At 71.1% G+C, this 20,567-nt stretch carries 17 protein-coding genes and 1 tRNA gene; 11 read left to right on the top strand and 7 right to left on the bottom strand.

The window, feature by feature from the left end:
- Together ITI46_RS23440 and ITI46_RS23445 are read left to right on the top strand one after the other, a co-directional pair.
- Positions 1-875 (top strand): ABC transporter ATP-binding protein (locus tag ITI46_RS23440; protein WP_372452048.1); only part of this gene is annotated, 875 nt, incomplete at its 5' end.
- Entirely contained in the window at positions 872-1,588 is a 717-nt protein-coding gene (locus ITI46_RS23445) for an ABC transporter ATP-binding protein (protein WP_209241708.1), read from the top strand. The genes ITI46_RS23440 and ITI46_RS23445, both read left to right, overlap by 4 nt.
- A 76-nt stretch (positions 1,589-1,664) precedes the next feature.
- On the opposite strand, the gene ITI46_RS23450 is transcribed toward ITI46_RS23445, so the two are convergent.
- Positions 1,665-2,348, bottom strand: coding sequence for an ANTAR domain-containing response regulator (locus ITI46_RS23450; protein WP_209241694.1), 684 nt, complete (start codon positions 2,346-2,348; stop codon positions 1,665-1,667).
- 96 nt (positions 2,349-2,444) lie between these two features.
- Here ITI46_RS23450 and ITI46_RS23455 point away from each other — a divergent pair.
- From ITI46_RS23455 to pyk, 7 genes are all read left to right on the top strand, one after another.
- Positions 2,445-2,518 (top strand) — tRNA-Leu (locus ITI46_RS23455).
- Positions 2,519-2,628: 110 nt separating this feature from the next.
- On the top strand, positions 2,629-3,399 hold the full coding sequence (locus ITI46_RS23460; RefSeq protein ID WP_209241695.1) for a helix-turn-helix domain-containing protein: 771 nt from the start codon (positions 2,629-2,631) through the stop codon (positions 3,397-3,399).
- A gap of 63 nt (positions 3,400-3,462) precedes the next feature.
- Positions 3,463-6,030: an aminopeptidase N gene (pepN, locus tag ITI46_RS23465; RefSeq protein WP_209241696.1), complete on the top strand. Its 2,568-nt coding sequence runs from the start codon at positions 3,463-3,465 to the stop codon at positions 6,028-6,030.
- A gap of 169 nt (positions 6,031-6,199) precedes the next feature.
- Complete coding sequence (locus ITI46_RS23470; RefSeq protein ID WP_209241697.1) at positions 6,200-7,798, top strand: pyridoxal phosphate-dependent decarboxylase family protein; 1,599 nt, start codon at positions 6,200-6,202, stop codon at positions 7,796-7,798.
- The gene (locus tag ITI46_RS23475; protein ID WP_209241698.1) at positions 7,777-9,246 is read left to right on the top strand and encodes a lysine N(6)-hydroxylase/L-ornithine N(5)-oxygenase family protein; all 1,470 of its coding nucleotides are present in this window, start codon (positions 7,777-7,779) and stop codon (positions 9,244-9,246) included. The genes ITI46_RS23470 and ITI46_RS23475 overlap by 22 nt, the downstream gene beginning before the upstream one ends.
- Positions 9,243-9,977, top strand: coding sequence for an SIMPL domain-containing protein (locus tag ITI46_RS23480; RefSeq protein WP_209241699.1), 735 nt, complete (start codon positions 9,243-9,245; stop codon positions 9,975-9,977). The genes ITI46_RS23475 and ITI46_RS23480 overlap by 4 nt, the downstream gene beginning before the upstream one ends.
- Before the next feature lie 219 nt (positions 9,978-10,196).
- Complete coding sequence (gene pyk / locus ITI46_RS23485) at positions 10,197-11,624, top strand: pyruvate kinase (RefSeq protein ID WP_209241700.1); 1,428 nt, start codon at positions 10,197-10,199, stop codon at positions 11,622-11,624.
- A gap of 57 nt (positions 11,625-11,681) precedes the next feature.
- On the opposite strand, the gene ITI46_RS23490 is transcribed toward pyk, so the two are convergent.
- The 5 genes from ITI46_RS23490 to ITI46_RS23510 all read right to left on the bottom strand — a co-directional run bounded on the left by ITI46_RS23490 (position 11,682) and on the right by ITI46_RS23510 (position 17,744).
- Positions 11,682-12,014, bottom strand: a complete 333-nt coding sequence (locus ITI46_RS23490; RefSeq protein ID WP_209241701.1) for a chorismate mutase — start codon at positions 12,012-12,014, stop codon at positions 11,682-11,684.
- Positions 12,015-12,023: 9 nt separating this feature from the next.
- A complete protein-coding gene (locus tag ITI46_RS23495; protein ID WP_209241709.1) occupies positions 12,024-12,911 on the bottom strand; it encodes a helix-turn-helix domain-containing protein in 888 nt (295 codons plus the stop codon).
- Between the two features lie 96 nt (positions 12,912-13,007).
- Positions 13,008-16,070 (bottom strand): endo-alpha-N-acetylgalactosaminidase family protein, encoded by a 3,063-nt coding sequence (locus ITI46_RS23500; protein WP_307808293.1) that lies wholly within the window; start codon positions 16,068-16,070, stop codon positions 13,008-13,010.
- A 347-nt stretch (positions 16,071-16,417) separates the two neighbouring features.
- Complete coding sequence (locus ITI46_RS23505; RefSeq protein WP_209241702.1) at positions 16,418-17,383, bottom strand: Ppx/GppA family phosphatase; 966 nt, start codon at positions 17,381-17,383, stop codon at positions 16,418-16,420.
- 58 nt (positions 17,384-17,441) lie between these two features.
- A complete protein-coding gene (locus ITI46_RS23510; protein ID WP_209241703.1) occupies positions 17,442-17,744 on the bottom strand; it encodes a hypothetical protein in 303 nt (100 codons plus the stop codon).
- Between the two features lie 232 nt (positions 17,745-17,976).
- On the opposite strand from ITI46_RS23510, the gene ITI46_RS23515 reads away from it, so the two are divergent.
- Positions 17,977-18,876, top strand: coding sequence for a hypothetical protein (locus ITI46_RS23515; RefSeq protein ID WP_209241704.1), 900 nt, complete (start codon positions 17,977-17,979; stop codon positions 18,874-18,876).
- Between the two features lie 39 nt (positions 18,877-18,915).
- On the top strand, positions 18,916-19,380 hold the full coding sequence (locus ITI46_RS23520; RefSeq protein WP_209241705.1) for a PPOX class F420-dependent oxidoreductase: 465 nt from the start codon (positions 18,916-18,918) through the stop codon (positions 19,378-19,380).
- Positions 19,381-19,533: 153 nt separating this feature from the next.
- Here the strand turns inward: ITI46_RS23520 and ITI46_RS23525 are convergent, their stop codons facing one another.
- Complete coding sequence (locus tag ITI46_RS23525; RefSeq protein ID WP_209241706.1) at positions 19,534-20,520, bottom strand: carbohydrate kinase family protein; 987 nt, start codon at positions 20,518-20,520, stop codon at positions 19,534-19,536.
- Positions 20,521-20,567: the final 47 nt, after the last annotated feature.

The following is a 20,567-nucleotide window of genomic DNA, read 5'->3' on the forward strand; positions in this document are numbered from 1 at the left end:
CCCCCGGCCCCGGCCGGCCCCCCGGCGACGTCGTACTCGACGCCTCCGGCGTCACCATGCGCTTCGGCGGCCTCACCGCCGTACGCGACGTCGACCTCAACGTGCACGCCGGAGAAATCGTCGGCCTCATCGGACCCAACGGCGCCGGAAAAACCACCTTCTTCAACTGCCTCACCGGCCTCTACGTCCCCACCGAAGGAACCGTCCGCTACAAAGGCACCGTCCTCCCCCACCGCTCCCACCTCGTCACCCAGGCCGGCATCGCCCGCACCTTCCAGAACATCCGGCTCTTCGCCAACATGACCGTCCTGGAAAACGTCCTCGTCGGCCGCCACACCCGCACCAACGAAGGACTCCTCTCCGCCCTCATCCGCGGCCCCGGCTTCCGCGCAGCCGAACGGCAGTCCGAACACCGCGCCATGGAACTCCTGCGCTTCACCGGTCTTGAGGACAAACGCGAACACCTCGCCCGCAACCTCCCCTACGGAGAACAACGCAAGCTGGAAATCGCCCGCGCCCTCGCCAGCGAACCCGGACTGCTGCTCCTGGACGAACCCACCGCGGGCATGACAGCAAGCGAGACCACCGCCACCCGCGAACTCGTCCTCGCCATCCGCGCCCACGGCACCGCCGTACTCGTCATCGAGCACGACATGCGGTTCATCTTCAACCTCTGCGACCGCGTCGCCGTCCTCGTCCAGGGCGAAAAACTCCTCGAAGGCACCCCCGAGACCGTCCAGCGCGACCAACGCGTCATCGCCGCCTACCTCGGCACCCCGTTCGAAGGCGAACCCGGCGAAGCGGAAGCAGCCGAAGTACAGGCCGCGGAAGCAGCCGCCCCACGCGACGGCAAGCAGGAAGGAGGGACGGACTGATGGCCCTGCTCGAAGTCGAGGACCTGCGCGTCGCCTACGGCAAGATCGAAGCCGTCAAAGGCATCTCCTTCACCGTCGACGCCGGCGAAGTCGTCACCCTCATCGGCACCAACGGCGCCGGAAAAACCACCACCCTGCGCACCCTCTCCGGCCTGCTCAGACCCGTCACCGGCAAGATCACCTTCGAAGGGCTGACACTCAACGGGGTCAGCGCCCACAAGATCGTCTCCATGGGCCTCGCCCACTCGCCCGAAGGCCGCCGCATCTTCCCCCGGCTCACCATCGAGGAAAACCTCCAGCTCGGCGCCTTCCTCCGCAAAGACACCGACGGCATCACCAAGGACATCGACAGCAACTACGAACGCTTCCCCATCCTCGGCGAACGCCGCCGCCAAGCCGCCGGCACCCTCTCCGGCGGCGAACAGCAGATGCTCGCCATGGCCCGCGCACTGATGTCCCGCCCCAAGCTCCTGATGCTCGACGAACCCTCCATGGGGCTCTCCCCGATCATGATGCAGAAGATCATGTCGACCATCAGCGAGCTGAAAGCACAGGGCACGACGATCCTGCTGGTCGAACAGAACGCCCAGGCAGCGCTCTGTCTCGCCGACCACGGCCACGTCATGGAAACCGGCACCATCACCCTCTCCGGCACCGGCGAAGAACTCATGCACGACGAGTCCGTACGCAAGGCGTACCTCGGCGAGGACTGAACACCGACGGAAAACAGTCGGCGGGAGGGGGCGCCCCCTCCCGCCGGACTACTGCTGCACGCCTACCGCTCCACGCCTACTGCTGCTTCTTCCGCTCCTCCGCGTCGGCAATGACCGCCTCCGCCACCTGCTGCATCGACAGCCGACGGTCCATCGACGTCTTCTGAATCCACCGGAACGCAGCAGGCTCCGTCAGCCCGTACTGCGTCTGCAGCACACTCTTCGCCCGGTCCACCAGCTTCCGCGTCTCCAGCCGCTGCGCGAGGTCAGCGACCTCCTTCTCCAGCGTCTTCAGCTCCGTGAACCGGGAAACCGCCATCTCGATCGCCGGCACCACGTCCGTCTTGCTGAACGGCTTCACCAGATACGCCATCGCCCCGGCATCCCGCGCCCGCTCGACCAGCTCCCGCTGGGAGAACGCGGTCAGCATCAGCACCGGCGCGATACTCTCCTCGGCGATCTTCTCCGCCGCCGAGATACCGTCCAGCACCGGCATCTTCACATCGAGAATGCACAGGTCAGGGCGGTGCTCGCGGGCCAGCTCCACCGCCCGCTGCCCATCACCCGCCTCACCGACGACGGTGTAGCCCTCCTCCTCCAGCATCTCCTTGAGATCCATCCGGATCAGCGCCTCGTCCTCCGCGATCACGACCCGGGTCGTCGTCGGAGGCACGTGCGCGCTTCCGCTCGTCTCGGCCGCCGCCGCACTGGGCTCGGCACTCTGGTCACTGACAGGCTCGGGGACGTCCGCGGCGCTCACTGGGCTCCTCGTTTCCGCACAGGTGGGACCTTCGAGCCTACCCAGGTCCTGTAGAGTAGGAGCACAGCGGGTGGCCGCAATCCTTCGTTTCGAAGGGCCCCGGTAATCCAATTGGTAGAGATGATGGATTCAAAACCCATACAGTGTCGGTTCGAGTCCGACCCGGGGCACTCTACCTTCGATTCCAAGGTTGCAATCGGAATCGCTTAACTCCGCTCAGATGGGCCAACGGGGCTGCGTTCAGCCTCCCGAACCGTACACGTCGGCGAATGCTGCTCGCATGTACGACCTCGACACGAGGAAGCGCGCCCTCGCACTCGTCGCGCAGGGGCGCAGCCTCAATTCCGTGAGCAAGCAGACCGGGATCTCCCGATCGTGCCTTCGTGAGTGGCAGCACAGGCTGCACCCTGTCCGCCGTGGCATCACCACTTGTGAACAGTGCTCCTCGCCTCCCCGGCCGCCGAGAGACCTCGCTGCCTACAGCTACCTGTTAGGTCTCTACCTGGGCGACGGCTGCATCAGCGCGCTGGCCCGCACGCACACGCTGCGGATCGCTTGCGCGGACGCCTGGCCTGGGCTTATCGGGGCATGCGAGCAGGCGATGCGAGCAGTGCGCCCGCAGAACAAGGTCTTCCGCGTCCAGCGCCCTGGCTGCGTCAATGTGACTGCCTACTCCAACCACTGGCCTTGCCTCTTCCCGCAGCACGGCCCCGGCCGGAAGCACCAGCGCCACATCTCCCTGGCTTCCTGGCAGCAGGAGATCGTGGACGCCCACCCCTGGGAGCTGATCCGCGGGCTCGTCCACTCCGACGGCTGCCGGATCACCAACTGGACGACGCGCATGGTCGGCGGACAGCGGAAGCGGTACGAGTATCCGCGCTACTTCTTCGCCAACAAGTCCGTCGGCATCATCCAGCTCTACTGCCGCACTCTCGACACACTCGGCGTCGAGTGGAAGAGCACGCTGCACAACAGGGGCGGCTGGAACATCTCCGTCGCCCGGCGTGCCTCCGTGGCGCTCATGGAGGTGCACGTCGGGGCCAAGTACTAGGGGGCGGTAGCGGCCGGGCGCGGGGCGGGGATCCCGGTGCGCCGCGTGTGCAGGTCGGGCACTATGGCGCGCATGGTCGTGTTGACGCGTGTGGAAGCGCAGGAGCGGGCTCGGGTTGTGGCGGTGCGGGGGTATGCCGTTGATCTTGATCTGACGCGGGGGGAGGACGTGTTCGGGTCCACGTCCGTGGTGCGGTTCGCCGCGCTGGAGTCGGGGGTTGACACGTTTGTGGAGGTGCGGCCGAGCCGGCTGGTGCGGGCTGAGCTGGACGGGGTGGCGATCGATCCTGGGGAGTTGTGTGCGGGGCGGCTGCCGTTGCGGGGGCTGGCGGCCGGGGAGCACGAGTTGCGGGTCGAGGCGCTGATGCCGTATTCGCGGCTTGGCGAGGGGATGCACCGTTTCACGGACCCGGAGGACGGCTGTACGTATGTGTACACGCAGTGCTGTGTGGCGGATGCGCCGCTGGTGTTCGCGTGTTTCGACCAGCCGGATCTGAAGGCGGAGTTCCGGGTGTCGGTGACAGCGCCGGAGGAGTGGACGGTGCTGGGCAACGGGGTGGCTGCGCGCAGTGGTCGGGGCGGGCGGTGGGTGTGTGCGCCGACGCCGCCGATCAGTACGTATGTGATGGCGGTGGCGGCGGGTCCGTTCCATTCGGTGCGGACGGAGCACGCCGGGCTGCCGTTCGGGCTGCATGTGCGCAGGTCGCTGGGGGCGTATCTGGAGGCGGAAGCGGCGGAGCTGCTGGAGGTGACGCGGCGCTGTTTCGACCGCTATCACGAGATTTTCGACGAGCCGTATCCGTTCGATTCCTACGATCAGGCGTTCGTGCCGGAGTTCAACTCGTGGGCGATGGAGAATCCGGGTCTGGTGACGTTCCGGGACGAGCTCGTCTTCCGTTCGGCGGTCACGGACACCGAGCGGCAGACGCGGGCGATGGTGATCGCGCACGAGATGGCCCATATGTGGTTCGGCGATCTGGTGACACTGCGCTGGTGGGACGACATCTGGCTGAACGAGTCGTTCGCGGAGTACATGGGTTATCAGGTGCTGAGTGAGGCGACGCGCTTCACGGACACCTGGACGGACTTCGCGCTGGAGCGCAAGTGCTGGGGGTATGACGCGGACGAGCGGCCTTCCACGCATCCGGTGGCGCCGGATCAGGACGGGGTGCCGGACACGGCGGCGGCGATGGGCAACTTCGACGGGATCTCGTATGCGAAGGGTGCTTCGGCGCTGCGGCAGTTGGTGGTGTGGCTGGGTGAGGAGAGTTTCCTGGCGGGGATCAACGGGCATTTCGCGCGGCACCGGTTCGGCAATGCGACGCTGGCGGATTTTCTCGATTCGCTGGCCCGGGCTTCGGAGCGGGATGTGCGTGGCTGGGCGGAGAGCTGGCTGCGGACCACGGGGGTTGACACGTTGGTGCCGCGGGTGGGCGAATCGGAGGCCCGGCAGTGGTATGTGGATGTGGAGCATCGCGGGGATCGTCCGCACCGGCTGGCGGTGGGGCTGTACGACCGGGCTCCGGCGGATGGGTCGCGGCTGGTGCTGCGGGAGCGGCTGGAGCGGGATGTGCCGTCGGGTGGTGGGCGGTTGACGGTCACGTTGGAGGGGCCGCGTCCGGATCTGGTGCTGGTCAATGACCTGGACTGGACGTATGCGAAGGTGCGGCTGGATCCGGTGTCCTGGGGGACGGTGCGTGCGTCGCTGTCGGGGCTGCCGGGGCAGTTGTCGCGGGCTGTGGTGTGGAACGCGGCGAGGGACATGGTGCGGGAGGCGGAGCTGGGGCCGCTGGAGTTCGTGCGTACGGCGCGGGCGCATTTGCCCTACGAGACGGACAACGCGGTGGTGCAGGGGGTGCTGGCGTTTGCGCGGGGTCATGCGGCCGACCGCTATCTGGTGGATGCGGAGCGTACGGAGGCGCTGGGGCTGCTGGGTGAGGTGTGCCGCGAGTTGCTGGGGAGCGGTGAGGGCGGTGACGGGGGTGGCGGAGGTGACCAGGCCGCCACGGCTGCCGGTGGTTCGGGGCTGCGGCTGACGGCTGTGCGGTACTTCATCGACTGTGCGACCGACCCGGAGGAGCTGTTGGCGTGGCGGGCGGCGGGCCGGGTGCCCGGGGGCGGTCCGGTGCTGGATGCGGAGCTGCGGTGGCGGCTGCTGCGGCGGCTGGCGGTGCTGGGTGCGGTGGATGCGGTGGACATCGATGAGGCGTGTGCGGCGGATCCGAGCGCGCGGGGTGCGGAGGCGGCGGCGCGGTGCCGGGCGGCGCTGCCGAGTGCGGCGGCCAAGGAGGCGGCGTGGGAGGCCATGTTCGGGCCTGCGGACGCGCTGTCGAACTATCTGTTCACGGCGACTGCTCAGGGTTTCTGGCAGCCGGAGCAGCGGGAGTTGCTGCGTGGCTATGTGGCACGGTTCTTCGCGGATGTGGTGCCTCTTGCCGAGCGCCGGGGTCCGGCGCTGGCGGAGGCGGCCGGGCGGTATGCCTTTCCCGCGGCGTTCGTGGACGAGGAGACGCTGGCCCGTGGCGAGGAGTGCCTGGCCTCGGGTGGGCTGGTGCCCGCGCTGCGGCGCCATCTGGAGGACCAACTGGACGAGCTGCGGCGGGCGTTGGGGGTGCGGGCCGCGGTGGCGTGAGGGCTTGGGATCCCTTACCAGATGCGGCAGGCCGGCCCGTGCCGAGCTACCTCCTTCGGGCGAAGTAGCCCGGAGATCGCCGGGCTGCGCGGCACACGGCACCTAAGTTAGGGCGCCCTAACCAACCGTGGCCGCGTCGTCTCCGGCCACCGTGTAGGAGAGAGCCGCCATGTCTGCGTCTGCATTCACCGTTCCGGGCCGGAGAACGGTCCCGGAGCCCGCCTGGGACACCCCGCAGGGGGTCGGCCTGCTCGCGGGCGGGGCCGCGGGTCCTGCCGCGTTGCGTCCGTTGCTCGGCACGGTGATGGGGGCGTTGTCGCGCGGCGCGGTGGAGCGAGGGGGGCCGCTGCCGCGGGGCGGGCCCGAGGCGGTTGCAGCGCAGGTGCGGGCGGCCCTCGGCACGGCGCTGCCGGAGCGGGGCGCGGGGGCGGCCGAGGCGTTGGATGCGCTGGTGGGCGCGGTGGCGCGGGGGGCGGCGGATCCGGCGGAGCCGCTGTGCGCCGCGCATCTGCACTGTCCGCCGCTGGCGGTGGCGGCTGCCGCCGATCTGGCGGCCAGTGCGCTGAATCCGTCGCTGGACTCGTGGGATCAGGCGCCTGCCGCTTCGGAGGTGGAGGCGCTGGTGTGCCGGGAGCTGGCGCGGCTGGTGTTCCCCGGGGCCGGGGCGGCCGCGTCCCCGGAGGCGCTGGTGACGACCGGCGGCACGGAGGCGAACCAGCTCGGCCTGCTGCTGGCCCGCGAGCAGGCGCGTACGGGCGGTGCAGGCGCAGGTGGCGGTGACTGTGGCGGTGGCCCGGCGCGACTGGTGTGCGGGGCGAACGCCCACCACAGTGTGCACCGTTCGGCGTGGCTGCTGGGGATGGAGCCGCCGCTGGTGGTGCCGGCGCCGCGCGGGGTGCTGGATCCGGCGGCGCTGAACGCGGCGCTCGGCGACCTGCCGGAAGCGGGCGCTCCGCCGCTCGTGGTGGCGACGGCGGGTACGACGGACACGGGCGCGGTCGACCCGCTGCGGCGGATTGCCGAGGTGGCGCACCGCCACGGCGCCCGGCTGCATGTGGACGCGGCGTACGGCGGACCGCTGCTGTTCAGCGCGGGGCTGCGGGGGCGGCTGGCGGGGCTGGAGCGTGCGGACAGTGTGACGTTCGACCTGCACAAGCTGGGCTGGCAGCCGGTGGCCGCCGGTTTTCTGGCGGTGCCGGACGGTGCCGTACTGCGTGTCCTGGACCACCGCGCCGACTATCTCAACGCCGACGACGACACGGAGGCGGGCCTGCCCGATCTGCTGGGCCGGTCGCTGCGGACGACGCGGCGGCCGGATGTGCTGAAGGTGGCGGTGACGCTGCGGGCGCTGGGGCGGGCCGGGATGGCCCGGCTGGTGGAGCGCACGTGTGCGGCGGCGGTGGAGCTGGCGGATCTGGTGGCGCGGGACGAGCGGTTCGAGCTGTACGCGCGCCCGGTGATCTCCACGGTGGTGTTCCGCCCGGTGGGCGGGGACGACACGCTGGTGGCACGGGTGCGGCGGTGGCTGCTGGAGCGCGGGCAGGCGGTGCTGGGCCGGGCAGCGCTGGAGGGCCGGCTGTGGTGGAAGGTGACGCTGCTGAACCCGGCGGTGCGGGGCAGCGATCTCGCCGCGCTGCTCAAGCTCGTGGCGGAGGCAGCGGAAGGGGCACGGACAGCAGCGGCGGAGGAGGCGGAGGAGTCAGCGGGACCGGCGGCGGAGAAGGCGGAGGAGTCAGCGGGACCGGTATGCGAGGGAGCGGACGCGTGAGCGAGGTCGAGGAGGGGCGGGCGGCGGCCGAGGGTGCCGGGGAGCCGCTGGATGTGGCGGGGGTCGGGATCGGCCCGTTCAACTTGTCGCTGGCGGCGCTGGGTGACGGGCTGCCGGGGCTGCGGTGTGCGTTCTACGAGCAGCGGCCCGCGTTCCGCTGGCACCCGGGGCTGCTGATCGAGGGGGCGACGCTTCAGGTGCCGTTCCTGGCGGACCTGGTGACGCTGGCGGATCCGGCGAGCCCGTGGTCGTTCCTGCGGTATCTGCGGGAGCGGCAGCGGCTGTTCCCGTTCTACTTCGCGGAGCGGTTCCATATCGAGCGCGCTGAGTACGACGCGTACTGCCGGTGGGTCAGCGAGGGCGTGCCGGGGCTGCACTTCGGGCACCAGGTGGACGCGGTGCGCTGGAACGCCGGACAGGGGCTGTTCCAGGTCGACTTCACACAGCTGGACGTCTACGGGGAGGCCGAGGCGCTGGGCAGGTCGTACGCGCGGAACGTGGTGCTGGGGATCGGCACGGCGCCGCATGTGCCGCGGGTGCTGCGGCCGCTGGCGGAGGCGCCGTCGGTGCCGGTGTACCACTCGTCGGAGTATCTGGAGCACCGCGAGGAGCTGTTGGCCGCCGGGCATGTGACGGTGGTGGGCTCGGGACAGTCGGGCGCCGAGGTGTTCCTGGATCTGCTGCGCAGGCGCCCGGTGGGGCGGGAGCGGCTGCACTGGCTGACGCGCAGCGCGGCCTTCGCGCCGATGGAGTACAGCAAGCTGGGCCTCGAGCACTTCACCCCGGACTACACCCGCTACTTCCACGGGCTGTCCGAGCCGGTACGCGACGGGCTGCTGCCCCGGCAGTGGCAGCTGCACAAGGCGGTGGACGCCGAGACGCTGGCGGCGGTGCACGACGAGCTGTACCGCAGGATGCTGCTGCTGGACAGCGGCGGGGACCGCGACGGCGGTGCCGGGCACGGAAGTTGGCCGGACGCCGTGCTCACCCCCGGGGTGCGGGTGCGGACGGCCGGGCGGGGCGGCGGTTCGCAGCTGGAGCTGCATCTGGAGCATATGGAGCAGCAGGAGCGGAGCGTGCTGACGACGGACGCGGTGGTGCTGGCGACGGGGTACACGGAGCGCCCGGCGGAGGGGATGCTGGCGGCGCTCGATCCGTATCTGCGGCGGGACGGGTCGGAACGGCCGCTGGTGGACGAGGAGTACCGGCTGGTGCTGGATCCGGCGGTCACCGGCTCGGTCTTCGTGCAGAACGCGGAGCGGCACACGCACGGGGTGGGGGCGCCCGATCTGGGGCTGGCCGCGCACCGCAGCGCGGTGATCCTGAACGCGGTGACGGGCCGGGAGAGTTACCCGCTGCCGCAGCGTACGGCCTTCACCCGTTTCGGTCTTGGTGCCGAGCGGTCGGGGGCGGCGGCCGCAGGGCGGTCTGCCACAGTTGGCGTATGACACAGATACCCGACGATGCCCAGCTGTCCCCCCTCCCGGTGCCGAACGGTCCGGGCGCGATGCCCTACGGCACCCCTGACGCGCCGCGGGTGGCGGTGCGCGGGGAGGCGAGCCTGGAGTTCGATCCGGAGTACGCGCGGATCGGCATCTCGGTGTCGGCGCGCGGCACCGACCGGCGCGCGGCGCTGGAGGATCTCACGCAGCGGAACGCGCGTGCGCTGGAGTTGGTCAAGAGCTACGGCGACGCGGTGCAGAAGCTGTCGACGGGGACGTTCAGTGTGACGCCTCAGATGCGGGACGGTAAGCGGGAGCGGGTGTCCGCCTATGACGGGCGGGTGCGGCTGAATGCCACGGTCACGGATTTCACGGTGCTGGGCGAATTGACGACGCGGCTCGCCGATCTGGAGCTGACCGAGGTGCAGGGCCCGTGGTGGGGGCTGTGGCGGAACTCGCAGGCGCACCGTACGGCGCGGCAGCAGGCGGTACGGGAGGCGGTGACGCGGGCCCGGGAGTACGCGGAGGCCCTGGGGGCGCGGCTGGTGGCGCTGGTGGAGCTGGCGGACCTGGGTGCGGAGAACAGCGCTCCGCCGCCGTATCCGGCGGCGCCCGGGGGCCTGGGGTACGGCAGGGCGGCGGGGCCGCCTCCGGCGCTGGATCTGGAGCCACAGCGGCAGACGGTCTCCGCGCAGGTGAACGCGCGCTTTGTGATGAGTCCGCCGCAGTTGGACTGAGCCACGAGGGGGCGCGAGGGGCGCGCGAGGGACGGGCGAGAGGCACTCGGCGGTTCCGTCTCGGAATTCGAGAGGGAACCGCTGGATGGGCGCTCATCCGAGCAAATGGACGCCCACTTTATTAGTTGTCCTCGGGAGGTAATGGCTTTTCGGTAAAGGGCGGTTGGACAATTGTCCGGTCGCGGTTCTTTACGCGCCGGTAAGTCTTAGGCTCGGGCTATGCGCCGAGCAAAAATCGTCAGCACCCTGGGCCCGTCCACCGACTCGTACGAGCAGATCAAGACGCTCGTGGAGGCGGGAATGGATGTCGCCCGGTTCAACATGAGCCACGGAACCCACGCCGAGCATGAGGAGCGCTACCACCGGGTGCGCGCCGCGTCGGAGGAGACGAAGCGCAACGTGGGGGTGCTAGCGGACCTTCAAGGCCCGAAGATCCGGCTGGGCCGTTTCCAGGAAGGGCCTGTACTCCTTGAACGGGGCGACGAGTTCGCGATCACCGTCGAGGACATGGAGGGTGACCGCTCGATGTGCGGCACCACCTACCCGGGGCTGGCCGCCGATGTGACGGCCGGGGAGCGGATCCTGGTGGACGACGGCCGGGTCACGCTGGAGGTCACCCGCGTCGAGGGCTCCGTGGTGCACACGATGGTCATCGAGGGAGGCATGGTCTCCGACCACAAGGGCCTCAACCTGCCGGGGGTCGCGGTCTCCGTGCCCGCGCTCTCCGACAAGGACGTCGAGGACCTGCGCTGGGCGCTGCGCACGGGTGCGGACCTGATCGCTCTCTCCTTCGTACGCAGCGGGCACGACATCAAGGAGGTCCACCGCGTCATGGCGGAGGAGGGCCGTTTCCTGCCCGTCCTCGCCAAGCTGGAGAAGCCGCAGGCGGTGGCGAACCTGGAGTCCATCGTGGACGCGTTCGACGGCATCATGGTCGCCCGCGGCGATCTGGGCGTGGAGATGCCGCTGGAGCAGGTGCCGCTGGTGCAGAAGCGGGCCATCAAACTGTGCAGGCGGAACGCCAAGCCGGTGATCGTGGCCACCCAGATGCTGGACTCGATGATCGACGCGTCCCGCCCCACGCGCGCGGAGGCCAGCGACGTGGCCAACGCGGTGATGGACGGCACCGACGCGGTGATGCTCTCCGGCGAGACCAGCGTCGGGAAGTACCCGATCGAGACGGTGCGGACGATGAGCCGGATCGTGGAGGCGGCCGAGGAGGACATGCTCGCCAAGGGGCTGCCGCCGCTGACGCAGAGCAGCAAGCCGCGTACGCAGGGCGGCGCCGTGGCCCGGGCAGCGGCGGAGATGGGCGACTTCCTCGGCGCCAAGTATCTGGTGGCGTTCACCCAGTCCGGGGACACCGTGCGCCGGCTGTCCCGCTACCGCTCCCCCATCCCCGTGCTGGCCTTCACCCCGGACCCGGCGACCCGCTCCCAGCTCAACCTGACCTGGGGAGTGGAGACCTTCCTGGGGCCGATGGTGCAGACCACGGACGAGATGGTGGACCAGGTGGACGAGATGCTGCTGAAGCTGGGCCGCTGCGACCGTGGCGATCTGGTCATCATCACCGCCGGCTCGCCGCCCGGAGTCCCCGGCTCGACCAACCTGGTGCGGGTGCACCGGCTGGGCGAGGAGGACTCCTGAGCGGCGGCGGGGTTCGCTGACTGAGCGGTGACCCGGGCTGCCTGGAGGCGGCCCGGGTCAGCTGTTCTGTTGCCGGCCGGCGCCGGCGATCTGCTCGTGGTGGCGGATCACCTCGGCGATGATGAAGTTCAGCAGCTTCTCGGCGAACGCCGGGTCCAGTTTGGCGTCCTTGGCCAGCTCGCGCAGGCGCGCGATCTGCCGGGCCTCGCGGGCCGGATCGGCCGGGGGCAGCTGGTGGTCGGCCTTGAGCCGGCCGACGCGCTGAGTGCACTTGAACCGCTCGGCGAGCATGTGCACCACGGCGGCATCGATGTTGTCGATGCTGTCGCGCAGCGCGGTCAGCTCCGCGCGTACGGACTCGTCGGGCTGCTGGATGTTGCTGCTGGTCATCGCCCGACCCTATCCGCTGAGCCGGCTGCACGGGATGGTCGGCGGGTGGTCCGGGTCGGGGACGCGGCCGGCGTAGCCGCCGGGGACCTTGCGGGACTGGGTGGCGCGGAAGTGGACCGGCGGGGTGCCCACCCGGCGGGTGAAGAGCCGGGAGAAGTAGGCCGGGTCGTCGTAGCCGATGCGGCGGGCGACCGTGGAGACGGGCAGATCGGTGCCCACCAGCAGCTCCTTGGCGCGGCCCAGCCGGATGCCCAGCAGATAGTCCTTGGGGCTGCACCCGGCGCTGCGGCGTACGGCGGCACGCAGTTCGGCGGGGGTCATGCCGTGCCGCGCCGCGTGGTCGGCGACCGAGAGCGGGAGGAAGGCGTCGCGGGCCAGGGCCTGCAGGACGGGGGCGCCGTCCGCTGTGGAGTCGGCGCGGGCCCGGCGCAGGGCGACGAGGAGTTCGTGCACGGCGGCTGCCGCCTCCACCTCCAGCAGCGGGTTGCCGGGGCGGGCCGAGCGGGCGATCCGGGCGATGGCGGCGCGCGCCGGGCCCGCGTCGGTGAGGGGGACGAGAGGGAGGTCCGGGTCTATGCAGCCCAGCTCGGTGTAGGCGGTCACGGCGGAGCCGGTGAAGTCGACGAAGCTCTCGTCCCACCCCTGACCGGGGCCGGCGCCGAAGTGGTGCCGCACGCCCGGGGTGAGCCACAGCAGTGCGGGGGCCACCACCTCGCGGCGGCGGCCTTCCGGGTCACCGGGGTGCGTGTACCAGCCGCGGCCCTTGCTGATGACGATGGCGACATGGTGGTCGAGGATGCGCGGGCCGACCGGGGGCAGCGCGCCGTGCTGCATACCGACGCCGAGGCAGACCAGGCCGAGCCGGTGGTGTACGGGGCTCGGGGTGAAGTACCGCATCCACGACTGGTACCGGTGCTCGGCCACCGCGCGCGCTCCCCTCACTCGTGCAGGGCAGCAGCGTACGGTGATCAGCCCACGCGGGTCACCGGTCCGTCACCTCCGCACCTGCGTAACCGTGAAGGTGTCGAGCACGAACTCCGCTTTGCCGTCGTCGCCGACCTTCCGCAGACCCACCCATGCCTCGCCCTCCTCCGGGGCGGTGAACTCGTAGCTGTGGGTGGCCGGTTCGGTCGCCACCGGCAGGGCTGAGCGGTCCAGCTCCCGCGGCTCAGGTTCGTCCACGCCGGTGATCCAGGCGTACTGGCCGGCCTTCTCGTTCTCGTAGCGGAACGAGACGCGGTACGTCTCCCCCGGCGCGAAGCGGACGGTGTGCGGAACGGTGCGGTAGACGAGACCGGTGTTCTCGCCGCGGGACTTGAGGGACTCGCTGCCGTCGATCACGTCGTCGACGGCTTTGCCGTTCCAGCCGCGCTGGGTGTAGGGGGCGTGCCGCTGGGCGATATGGGTGCGCGGGTCGGTGGACCCGCCCGCGTCGCCCTTGACGAAGGGGCCCCAGCCCTGCGGCACGTGCTCGAAGTCCTCGTGGACGAGTGTGCCGCGGCGGTCGGCGCGGGCGGCGGGGACGACCCGTACGTGGTCGAAGCGGACCGGTGCCTCGCCCTTCCCCGCCGTGAGGGCGAGGGTGACCGGTCCGCCGGCTTCGGGCACGGTGAACCAGGTGGTCATCCGCTGGAACCGGGTGCCGTGCTTGAGATCGGCGGCGACGTGGTTGGTGGCGGTGGAGGTCTCCGTCCAGTTCTCTGCGGTGACGCCGTCGGCGGTGCGGACGGTGAGCGCGGCGTGGCGCCGGTGGACCGGCTGGGTGCCGATCTGCACCTGGACGGAGGCGGCGTAGCTGCCGGGCTCGAGGCGGGCCATCCGCTGGCTGACGGAGGCGGGGCCGCCGGGGGCGAGGACCAGTTCGTTGTCGCCGCGCTCGCCGGCCTCCACACTCGCCGCGCCCGCCACGGTCCAGGCCGCGAGGTCGCCCGCGTGGAAGCCGGGATCGGCCAGCGGGGTGCCCTCGCCCCAGCGGGGGTCGCGCGGCGCCGGCGCGGGGGTGCGGTGGAGGACATAGGGCTGCCCGGGCTCGGCGGTCAGCGTGACCTTGCCGTCCGAGACGGCCACCTGCCGGGGCTTTCCGCGGCCCCGCCCGCTCAGCGGGTGGACGTACACCGTCCGGGCGCCCGCCCAGCCCGCGGGCAGCCGCCAGGTGGTGCGCCCGCCGTGCGGGTTGAAGTGGTAGAGCTTGTGCGGGTCGGTGGCCTTGCGAGGCTCCCAGGGGAGCAGATACGCGCCGTCGTCGTAGACCCGTCTGCCGTCGGTGGTGATCCGGCGTCTGCCGCCGGCGTCGGTGACGGAGGTGGCCTCGGGGCCCTCGAAGGTGATCTCGTGCTCGGTCCAGCTGCGGATGGGTCTGGCCTGGAGGTATTTCGCGGGCAGGCTGTGGGTCCAGATGAGCCGGTAGAAGGAGTGCCAGTCGGTCTTGCCGCGCCAGCCCTCGAAGTTGCCCATGCGCGGGACGCCCAGCAGGGTGGGCCACTTGTCGGCGAATACATCCTTCTGGTGGTTGCGGATGAAGCGGATGAGGCGGGAGTTGATGCCGCGGGAGGTGTCGGGGCCGTAGTCGGTCTCGGTTGCCCAGTGCGACCACAGCGCGGAGCGCTCGAAGCCGTGCCCCCACTCGGTGGTGACCCGCCAGCCCTGCTCGCGCAGGACACGCTGGAGGCGGTCGGAGGTCCAGCCGGATTCGCGGAAGACGTCGATGTAGAGGCAATTGAGCCCGTCGTCGGTGTCGTCGCGCAGGCTCTTCAGACGTGCGGCGATGTCACCGGAGACCAGGTCGCGGCGCTGGTCGATGCGGTAGGACTGATCGAGCCAGTCCCACTGCTCGTCCGTCTTGTCGACGAGGGTCTCGGAGAAGGCGTTGGCGACCGGGTAGGACTCGGTGGCGTTGATGTGCACCGCGAAGTCGCAGTTCCACTCCTTGCCCCGGGCCAGCAGGGTGTTGAGGTCGGCGAGGCCGCCGGCGCGCTTGTTGTAGTTGCCCGCGTAGTCGGGGTGTGCGGAGTCGTGGCCCTCGGACTGGTAGCCCTTGAGCAGGGTGAACTGGCGCAGTCCGTCGGTCGCCAGGTGGATGCGCTTGACCTGGTCGAGGGTGGCGAGGAACGGATTGGTGGCCTGGCTGGCGAAGTTGAACGGGATGTGCGGCACCACGCGCAGATGCTGCTCGTCGGCGCCGTGCGGGTCGGTCATGATGTCGCGCATCGCGATGGCCGCGTCCTGCCAGTCGGCGGCCCCGTCCCCGTTGCGGTCCCGGGTGACGACGACGGTGACGTACGGCAGCGGCTCGGTCTGGTCGGGGCGGGCGGTGGCGGCGCGGTGGGTCCACTGGCCGCAGGTCAGCCGCGCGGAGCGGGTGCCGTCGCCGGTGGTCACGGTCTGCCGCCACAGCCGGCCGTTGTCCCAGGCGGCGCCCTTGGCCGAGGCCGGGTCGTCGTAGCTGGTGTTGGTCTCGATCGCGGCGGCGAGGTCGCCGGTGGCCACCACCGCGTACGCACAGCCGACCGGTTCCGGATCGGGCTCGGTGCGGTCGGTGAGCTCGATCATGGTGTCGCCGCTCTTGTCCTTGTCCAGCTCCACGCGGGCGGCGTACAGCACGGGCGCGGGCCGCTGGTCGGAACGGACGGAGAGGAAGGCCGTTCCCGGGAGCTGGAGCGTGCCGATCCGCCCGGCGGCGCTCTCCTTGATCCGGGTGACGCGCCAGTGCACCTGGTCGTCCGTTGCCTCGATTCGGACGGTGAGTTCGGTGCCGGTGCGGAGGGTGACGGTGTAGGTGATGCTGCGGCCGTCGCCGCCCGGCTCGCTGCTCACCTCCGGGGTGTGTTCCTCGCCGTCGACGAGGAGGGTGCGGACGGGCTGCTGCTGGGCGTGCAGCGTCGTGCCCGTCTCGCGGTCGGTGTAGCCGACGATGCGGGGGAAGGCGGTGTCCACGGTGACGTCCAGGGCCGGAGTGCGCAGTGTGCGGGTGCGGGGCGCTGCGCTTGCCGGTACCGGGAGGGCGAGGCTGGTCAGTGCGGTGGCTGCGCCGGCCGCCACCACCGCCCTGCGGGGCACGCCGGGGGCTCCGGTGAGGGGGTGCCCCTTGGCGACGGATGCGGACTGCGGGTTGCTTGTGGCTTGTCGCGCAGTTCCCCGCGCCCCTTCGGGGCGCGGCTCGGGCTGCAGAACCTGGGCGGCCGATGCGGGCGAGGCAGACTCCGGGGCTTGGCCCGCGCCACGGGCTCCGGTGACGGGCTGCCCCATGGCGGCAGTTGCGGGCTGCGGGTCGGGGGTGGTGGCTCGCGCCGTTCTCCGCGCCCCTTCGGGGCGCGGGGCTGGGGCAGTCTTCTCCTCGTCGCTCGCCATGGTTTCGCCTCCGCTCGGTTCGACGGCCCAGCCTTGGCGAACGGGCACGCGGCTGCCTATGGACAAGTGTGGGAGGTTGTTGGACTTCCGGGGGCGCCGGGTGCCTGCTGTTCGAGCTGGTGGATCAGCACGCCCTCGCGCAGCGCCCAGGGGCACAGCTCCAGCGTGGTCACGTCCAGCAGGACCATCGTGGTGTGCGCGACGAGTGCCCCGGCGAGGGCCTGTCCGGCCCGCGCGGGAGAGATGCCGGGCAGCTCGGCCCGCTCCGCCGCGGGGAGCCCGGCCAGTCGGTTCAGCTCCGTACGCAGCCGGCCGCGCTCCAAGTACCGCGGCGTGAACGGGCCCTCGCGTCCCGGTGGGGCCCCGCACAGCCGGGCGAGCTGGTGCAGCGTGCGCGAGGTGGCCACAGCCGTGTGCGGCCGCTCCCAGCGGATGCGGGCCGTCACATCGCGCAGCTGGTGCCGCACCTGCCGCCGTACGGCCCGCAGTTGCTCGGGCGGCGGCGGGTCGGCGGGGCCGAAGTGCTCGCGGGTGAGCCGGCCGGCTCCCAGCGGGACGGAAACCGCGAGGTCGGGCACCCCGGACCGGCCGAAGGCCACTTCGACGGAGCCGCCGCCGATGTCGAGCAGCACCATCGGCCCGGCCCGCCACCCCATCCAGCGCCGCGCGGCCAGGAACGTCAGCTCGGCCTCCCTGCGCCCCGACATGATCCGCGGCTCCAGCCCGGCACGCTTGCGTACGGCTTCCAGGATCTGGCCGCAGTTGGGGGCCTCCCGCACGATCGCCGTCGCGAAGGCCGTCAGCCGGGCCACGCCCCAGGCCCTGGCCTCCTCTTCGGCCGCCGCTGCCGCCTCGGCCAGCCGCTCCACCGCGTACTCGGGCAGCCGGCCCTCGCTGTCCACGTCGTCGGCGAGCCGCAGCCGGTACTTGACGGTGTGTACGGGGAGCGGCACCGCGCCGTCGGCGTCCGCGATCTCCAGCCGTACGGTGTTCGAGCCGATGTCCAGGACCCCCACGCGCACGCCGAACCTCCCACCCCGACAGCCACTCCTTCCTGCTCCGTGAGGCGCCAGCCAGGGCTCAGGCGGCGGGCACGCGCCCGGTCGCGTGCGGGCGTGCACTGCGGTGCCCGGGCTCGGCAGCACGGTGCCGACCCATTGTGCAGCAGTTCTTCGTCGCCTCCAGCCCCGTCCTCACCTCGTCCCGGGGCAGCCCGGTGTGCTGGGCGATCAGTTCCACGGTGGGTGCTGCGGCGTGGGCTCGGGTCGCCGTGGTCAGCTCTCGTACAGCGGCGCGCACCTTCTCACGCAGTTCCCGCACCCGCTGGGACATGTGCACGTCCAGGGCGCGGTCGCGAACGTGACGGTACCGTGCGGCGCACATAGGAACTCGCTCCTCCCGGTCTCGCTCGTGCCGACAACCACGGGAGGCGGCGCGGGTGACACACCCGGGGTGACCGTGCGCGGCTCACCTCCCGCGGATGTGCCTGTCCTCCCAAGCACCTGGCGTCTCGTATTACCGGTACCGCGGGACGCAAACCCCGCCGGGCCCACCTTCCCGTCCGCTGCCCGGGGCGGCGTTATCGTGGCCGTAGGCCGCGCGCTGGGGGTGTCGGATGGGTGGTTCGGTTGCAGACCCCGTGGAGCGGGGCTTTCCGCACCTGGAGACGGTGCGCGAGGCGATCACCGCGCTCTACCGGCGGATGTCGGCGGAGTCGGTACGCGGCTTCGACACGAGCGTGGCACCCGGCGACGTGGCCTTCGCCGACGCCGACGACCTGTATCTGGGCGCCCAGCGCGTCGCGGGAGTGATGGTGCGGCACCTGCGGCTGCCCGAGGCGCGGGTGATCGTCAGCTTCCGGGAGATGACACATGCGGCGAACGTCGAACTGACCTCGGGGCCCGAGTACTTCGTGGAGCTGAACGCCCGCTTCAAGGAGCACCGCAACGACATCGGCGCGGCCCTCGCCCACGAAGTCACCCACGTGTGGCTGCACCGCCTCGGGCTCGCCTTCGACGGCACCCGGGACAACGAGATCCTCACCGACACCGCCACCACCTACCTGGGTGCCGGATGGCTGCTGCTGGACGCCTTCCGGCAGGACGCGCTCACCTCCCAGAAGCTGGGATACCTGACCCCGGAGGAGTTCGGCTACGTACTGGCCAAGCGCGCCCGCCTCTTCGGCGAGGACCCGGCGATCTGGTTCACCAGCCCGCAGGCGTACGAGGCGTATGTGCGGGGGCGCGAGATGGCGGCGCGGGACGAGGAGGTGCCGCCGCTGGCCGGGGCGCCGTGGCGGGAGCGGCGCCGCTACACGAGGGACCGGCGGCACGGTGCCGCCGGTCCTGGTGCCGGTTCCGGTGCCGCGGGGTACGCCTTCGAGCCCGGCGACGGCGCGGGGCTGCGGGTGTCGTTCCCCTGCCCGACCTGCCGGGTGCGGGTGCGGGTTCCGGTGCGGGGGCATGTGCGGGCGCGGTGCGGGCTGTGCGGATCGGTGTGGTCGTGTGAGACATAGGCTGCGGGGAGCGGGGGTGTGCGCGGTAGGTTCGGGGGCATGGCTCCTTCGATCGCTACCAACACCCGGGTCGGACTCGATGAACTGCTGGAGTTCGTACGGCCACGGCACCGGGCCATCCTGCTGACACGGCGCGAGGACGGCAGCCCGCAGGCGTCTCCGCTGACGTGCGGGGTCGACTCCGCGGGCCGGATCGTCATCTCGACCTACCCGGAGCGCGCCAAGACACACAACGCACGCCGCGAGGCCGAGGTGAGCGTGCTGGTGCTGTCCGACGAGTGGAACGGCCCCTGGGTGCAGATCGACGGCGCCGCCGAAGTGCTGGATGTGCCCGAGGCGGTGGAGCCGCTGGTCGAGTACTACCGGGTCATCTCCGGCGAGCACCCGGACTGGGACGAGTACCGCGCGGCCATGCGTAAGCAAGGCAAGTCGCTGATCAGGGTGACCCCCCGTCGCTGGGGGCCGATCGCCAAAGGTGGCTTCCCAGCCCGGCTGGCGCCCTGAATCCGCTGCCCCGCGTGGGGGGCTGCGCTTGCCCACCCTGCGCCCCTGGCGCAGACTGCCCAAGCGCAAGAGCTTGCCATCAAGGGGCGCGGGGAACTGCGCGAGAAACCACAGCCAATCCGCAGCCCGCGAACAACAGCCAGGGGCACCCCCTCATCGGAACAACAGCTGCGCCGCAAGCTCCCTTGCCGCCTCAACGCCGTACGCACCACGCAGCCGGGCCAGAAACGCCTCGCGGTCCAGGGTGTAGGTCTGCGTACCGGTGACCTCCAGCGCGGTGGCGGCCACCGCGCTGCCCAGCTGGGCGGCGCGCTCATGCCCGAGGTGCCGGGCGAGCCCCGCCAGGAAGCCCGCGCGGAAGGCGTCACCGGCACCGGTGGGATCGACGGTGGCGTCAGCCCTGAGAGGAACGGCGGGCACGTCGAGCGGGCAGACCCCCACCTGCTCGATGTGCACCCCCTCCGCACCACGCGTGGTGACCCAGGTACCGACCCGGCCGAGGATCTGCTGCTCGGTCCAGCCGGTCCGCTCCTGCAGCAGCACCGCCTCGTACGCGTTGGTGAACAGATACGCGGGCCCGGCAAGCAGCGCCCGTACGCCGTCCCGGTCCAGCACGGCCAGCTGCTGGGAGATGTCGGCGGCGAACGGGATGTCCAGTTCGCCGCATTCACGGGTGTGGCGCAGCATCGCCTCGGGATCGTCGGGGGCGACAACGACCAGGTCGAGCCCGCCGGTGCGCCGGGCCACCTCGCGCAGCGAGATGTGGCGGGCCTCGCTCATGGCGCCCGGGTAGAAGGAGCCGATCTGGTTGTGGTCGGCGTCGGTGGTGCACACGAAGCGTGCGGTGTGCCGGCTGGTGCTCACGTGCACGGAGTCGGTGTCGACGCCGTGTTCCTTGAGCCACAGCTGGTAGTCGGCCCAGTCGCTGCCCGCCGCGCCGACCAGCACGGGCGTCAGACCGAGCCCGCCGAGGCCGAAGGCGATGTTGGCCGCGACACCGCCGCGCCGGATCTCCAGCTCCTCCACCAGGAAGGAGAGCGAGACCGTGTGCAGGCTGTCGGGCAGGAGCTGCTCGCTGAAGCGGCCGGGAAAGGTCATCAGATGGTCCGTGGCGATCGAACCTGTCACGGCTATGCGCACGGGAATTCTCCTTGCTGGGAGGGGGAAGCACGGAGGGGGAGCGCCCG

This window comes from Streptomyces oryzae (assembly GCF_017676365.1).
GTDB lineage: Bacteria > Actinomycetota > Actinomycetes > Streptomycetales > Streptomycetaceae > Streptomyces > Streptomyces oryzae.

What these genes read in the sequence shown, in the direction of transcription:
- ITI46_RS23460 (WP_209241695.1), top strand. Translation starts at nt 2,629, where the DNA reads ATGTACGACCTCGACACGAGGAAGCGCGCCCTCGCACTCGTCGCGCAG.
- pepN (WP_209241696.1), top strand. Translation starts at nt 3,463, where the DNA reads ATGGCGCGCATGGTCGTGTTGACGCGTGTGGAAGCGCAGGAGCGGGCT.
- ITI46_RS23470 (WP_209241697.1), top strand. Translation starts at nt 6,200, where the DNA reads ATGTCTGCGTCTGCATTCACCGTTCCGGGCCGGAGAACGGTCCCGGAG.
- ITI46_RS23475 (WP_209241698.1), top strand. Translation starts at nt 7,777, where the DNA reads ATGCGAGGGAGCGGACGCGTGAGCGAGGTCGAGGAGGGGCGGGCGGCG.
- ITI46_RS23480 (WP_209241699.1), top strand. Translation starts at nt 9,243, where the DNA reads ATGACACAGATACCCGACGATGCCCAGCTGTCCCCCCTCCCGGTGCCG.
- pyk (WP_209241700.1), top strand. Translation starts at nt 10,197, where the DNA reads ATGCGCCGAGCAAAAATCGTCAGCACCCTGGGCCCGTCCACCGACTCG.
- ITI46_RS23490 (WP_209241701.1), bottom strand. Translation starts at nt 12,014, where the DNA reads ATGACCAGCAGCAACATCCAGCAGCCCGACGAGTCCGTACGCGCGGAG.
- ITI46_RS23495 (WP_209241709.1), bottom strand. Translation starts at nt 12,911, where the DNA reads ATGCGGTACTTCACCCCGAGCCCCGTACACCACCGGCTCGGCCTGGTC.
- ITI46_RS23510 (WP_209241703.1), bottom strand. Translation starts at nt 17,744, where the DNA reads ATGTGCGCCGCACGGTACCGTCACGTTCGCGACCGCGCCCTGGACGTG.
- ITI46_RS23515 (WP_209241704.1), top strand. Translation starts at nt 17,977, where the DNA reads ATGGGTGGTTCGGTTGCAGACCCCGTGGAGCGGGGCTTTCCGCACCTG.
- ITI46_RS23520 (WP_209241705.1), top strand. Translation starts at nt 18,916, where the DNA reads ATGGCTCCTTCGATCGCTACCAACACCCGGGTCGGACTCGATGAACTG.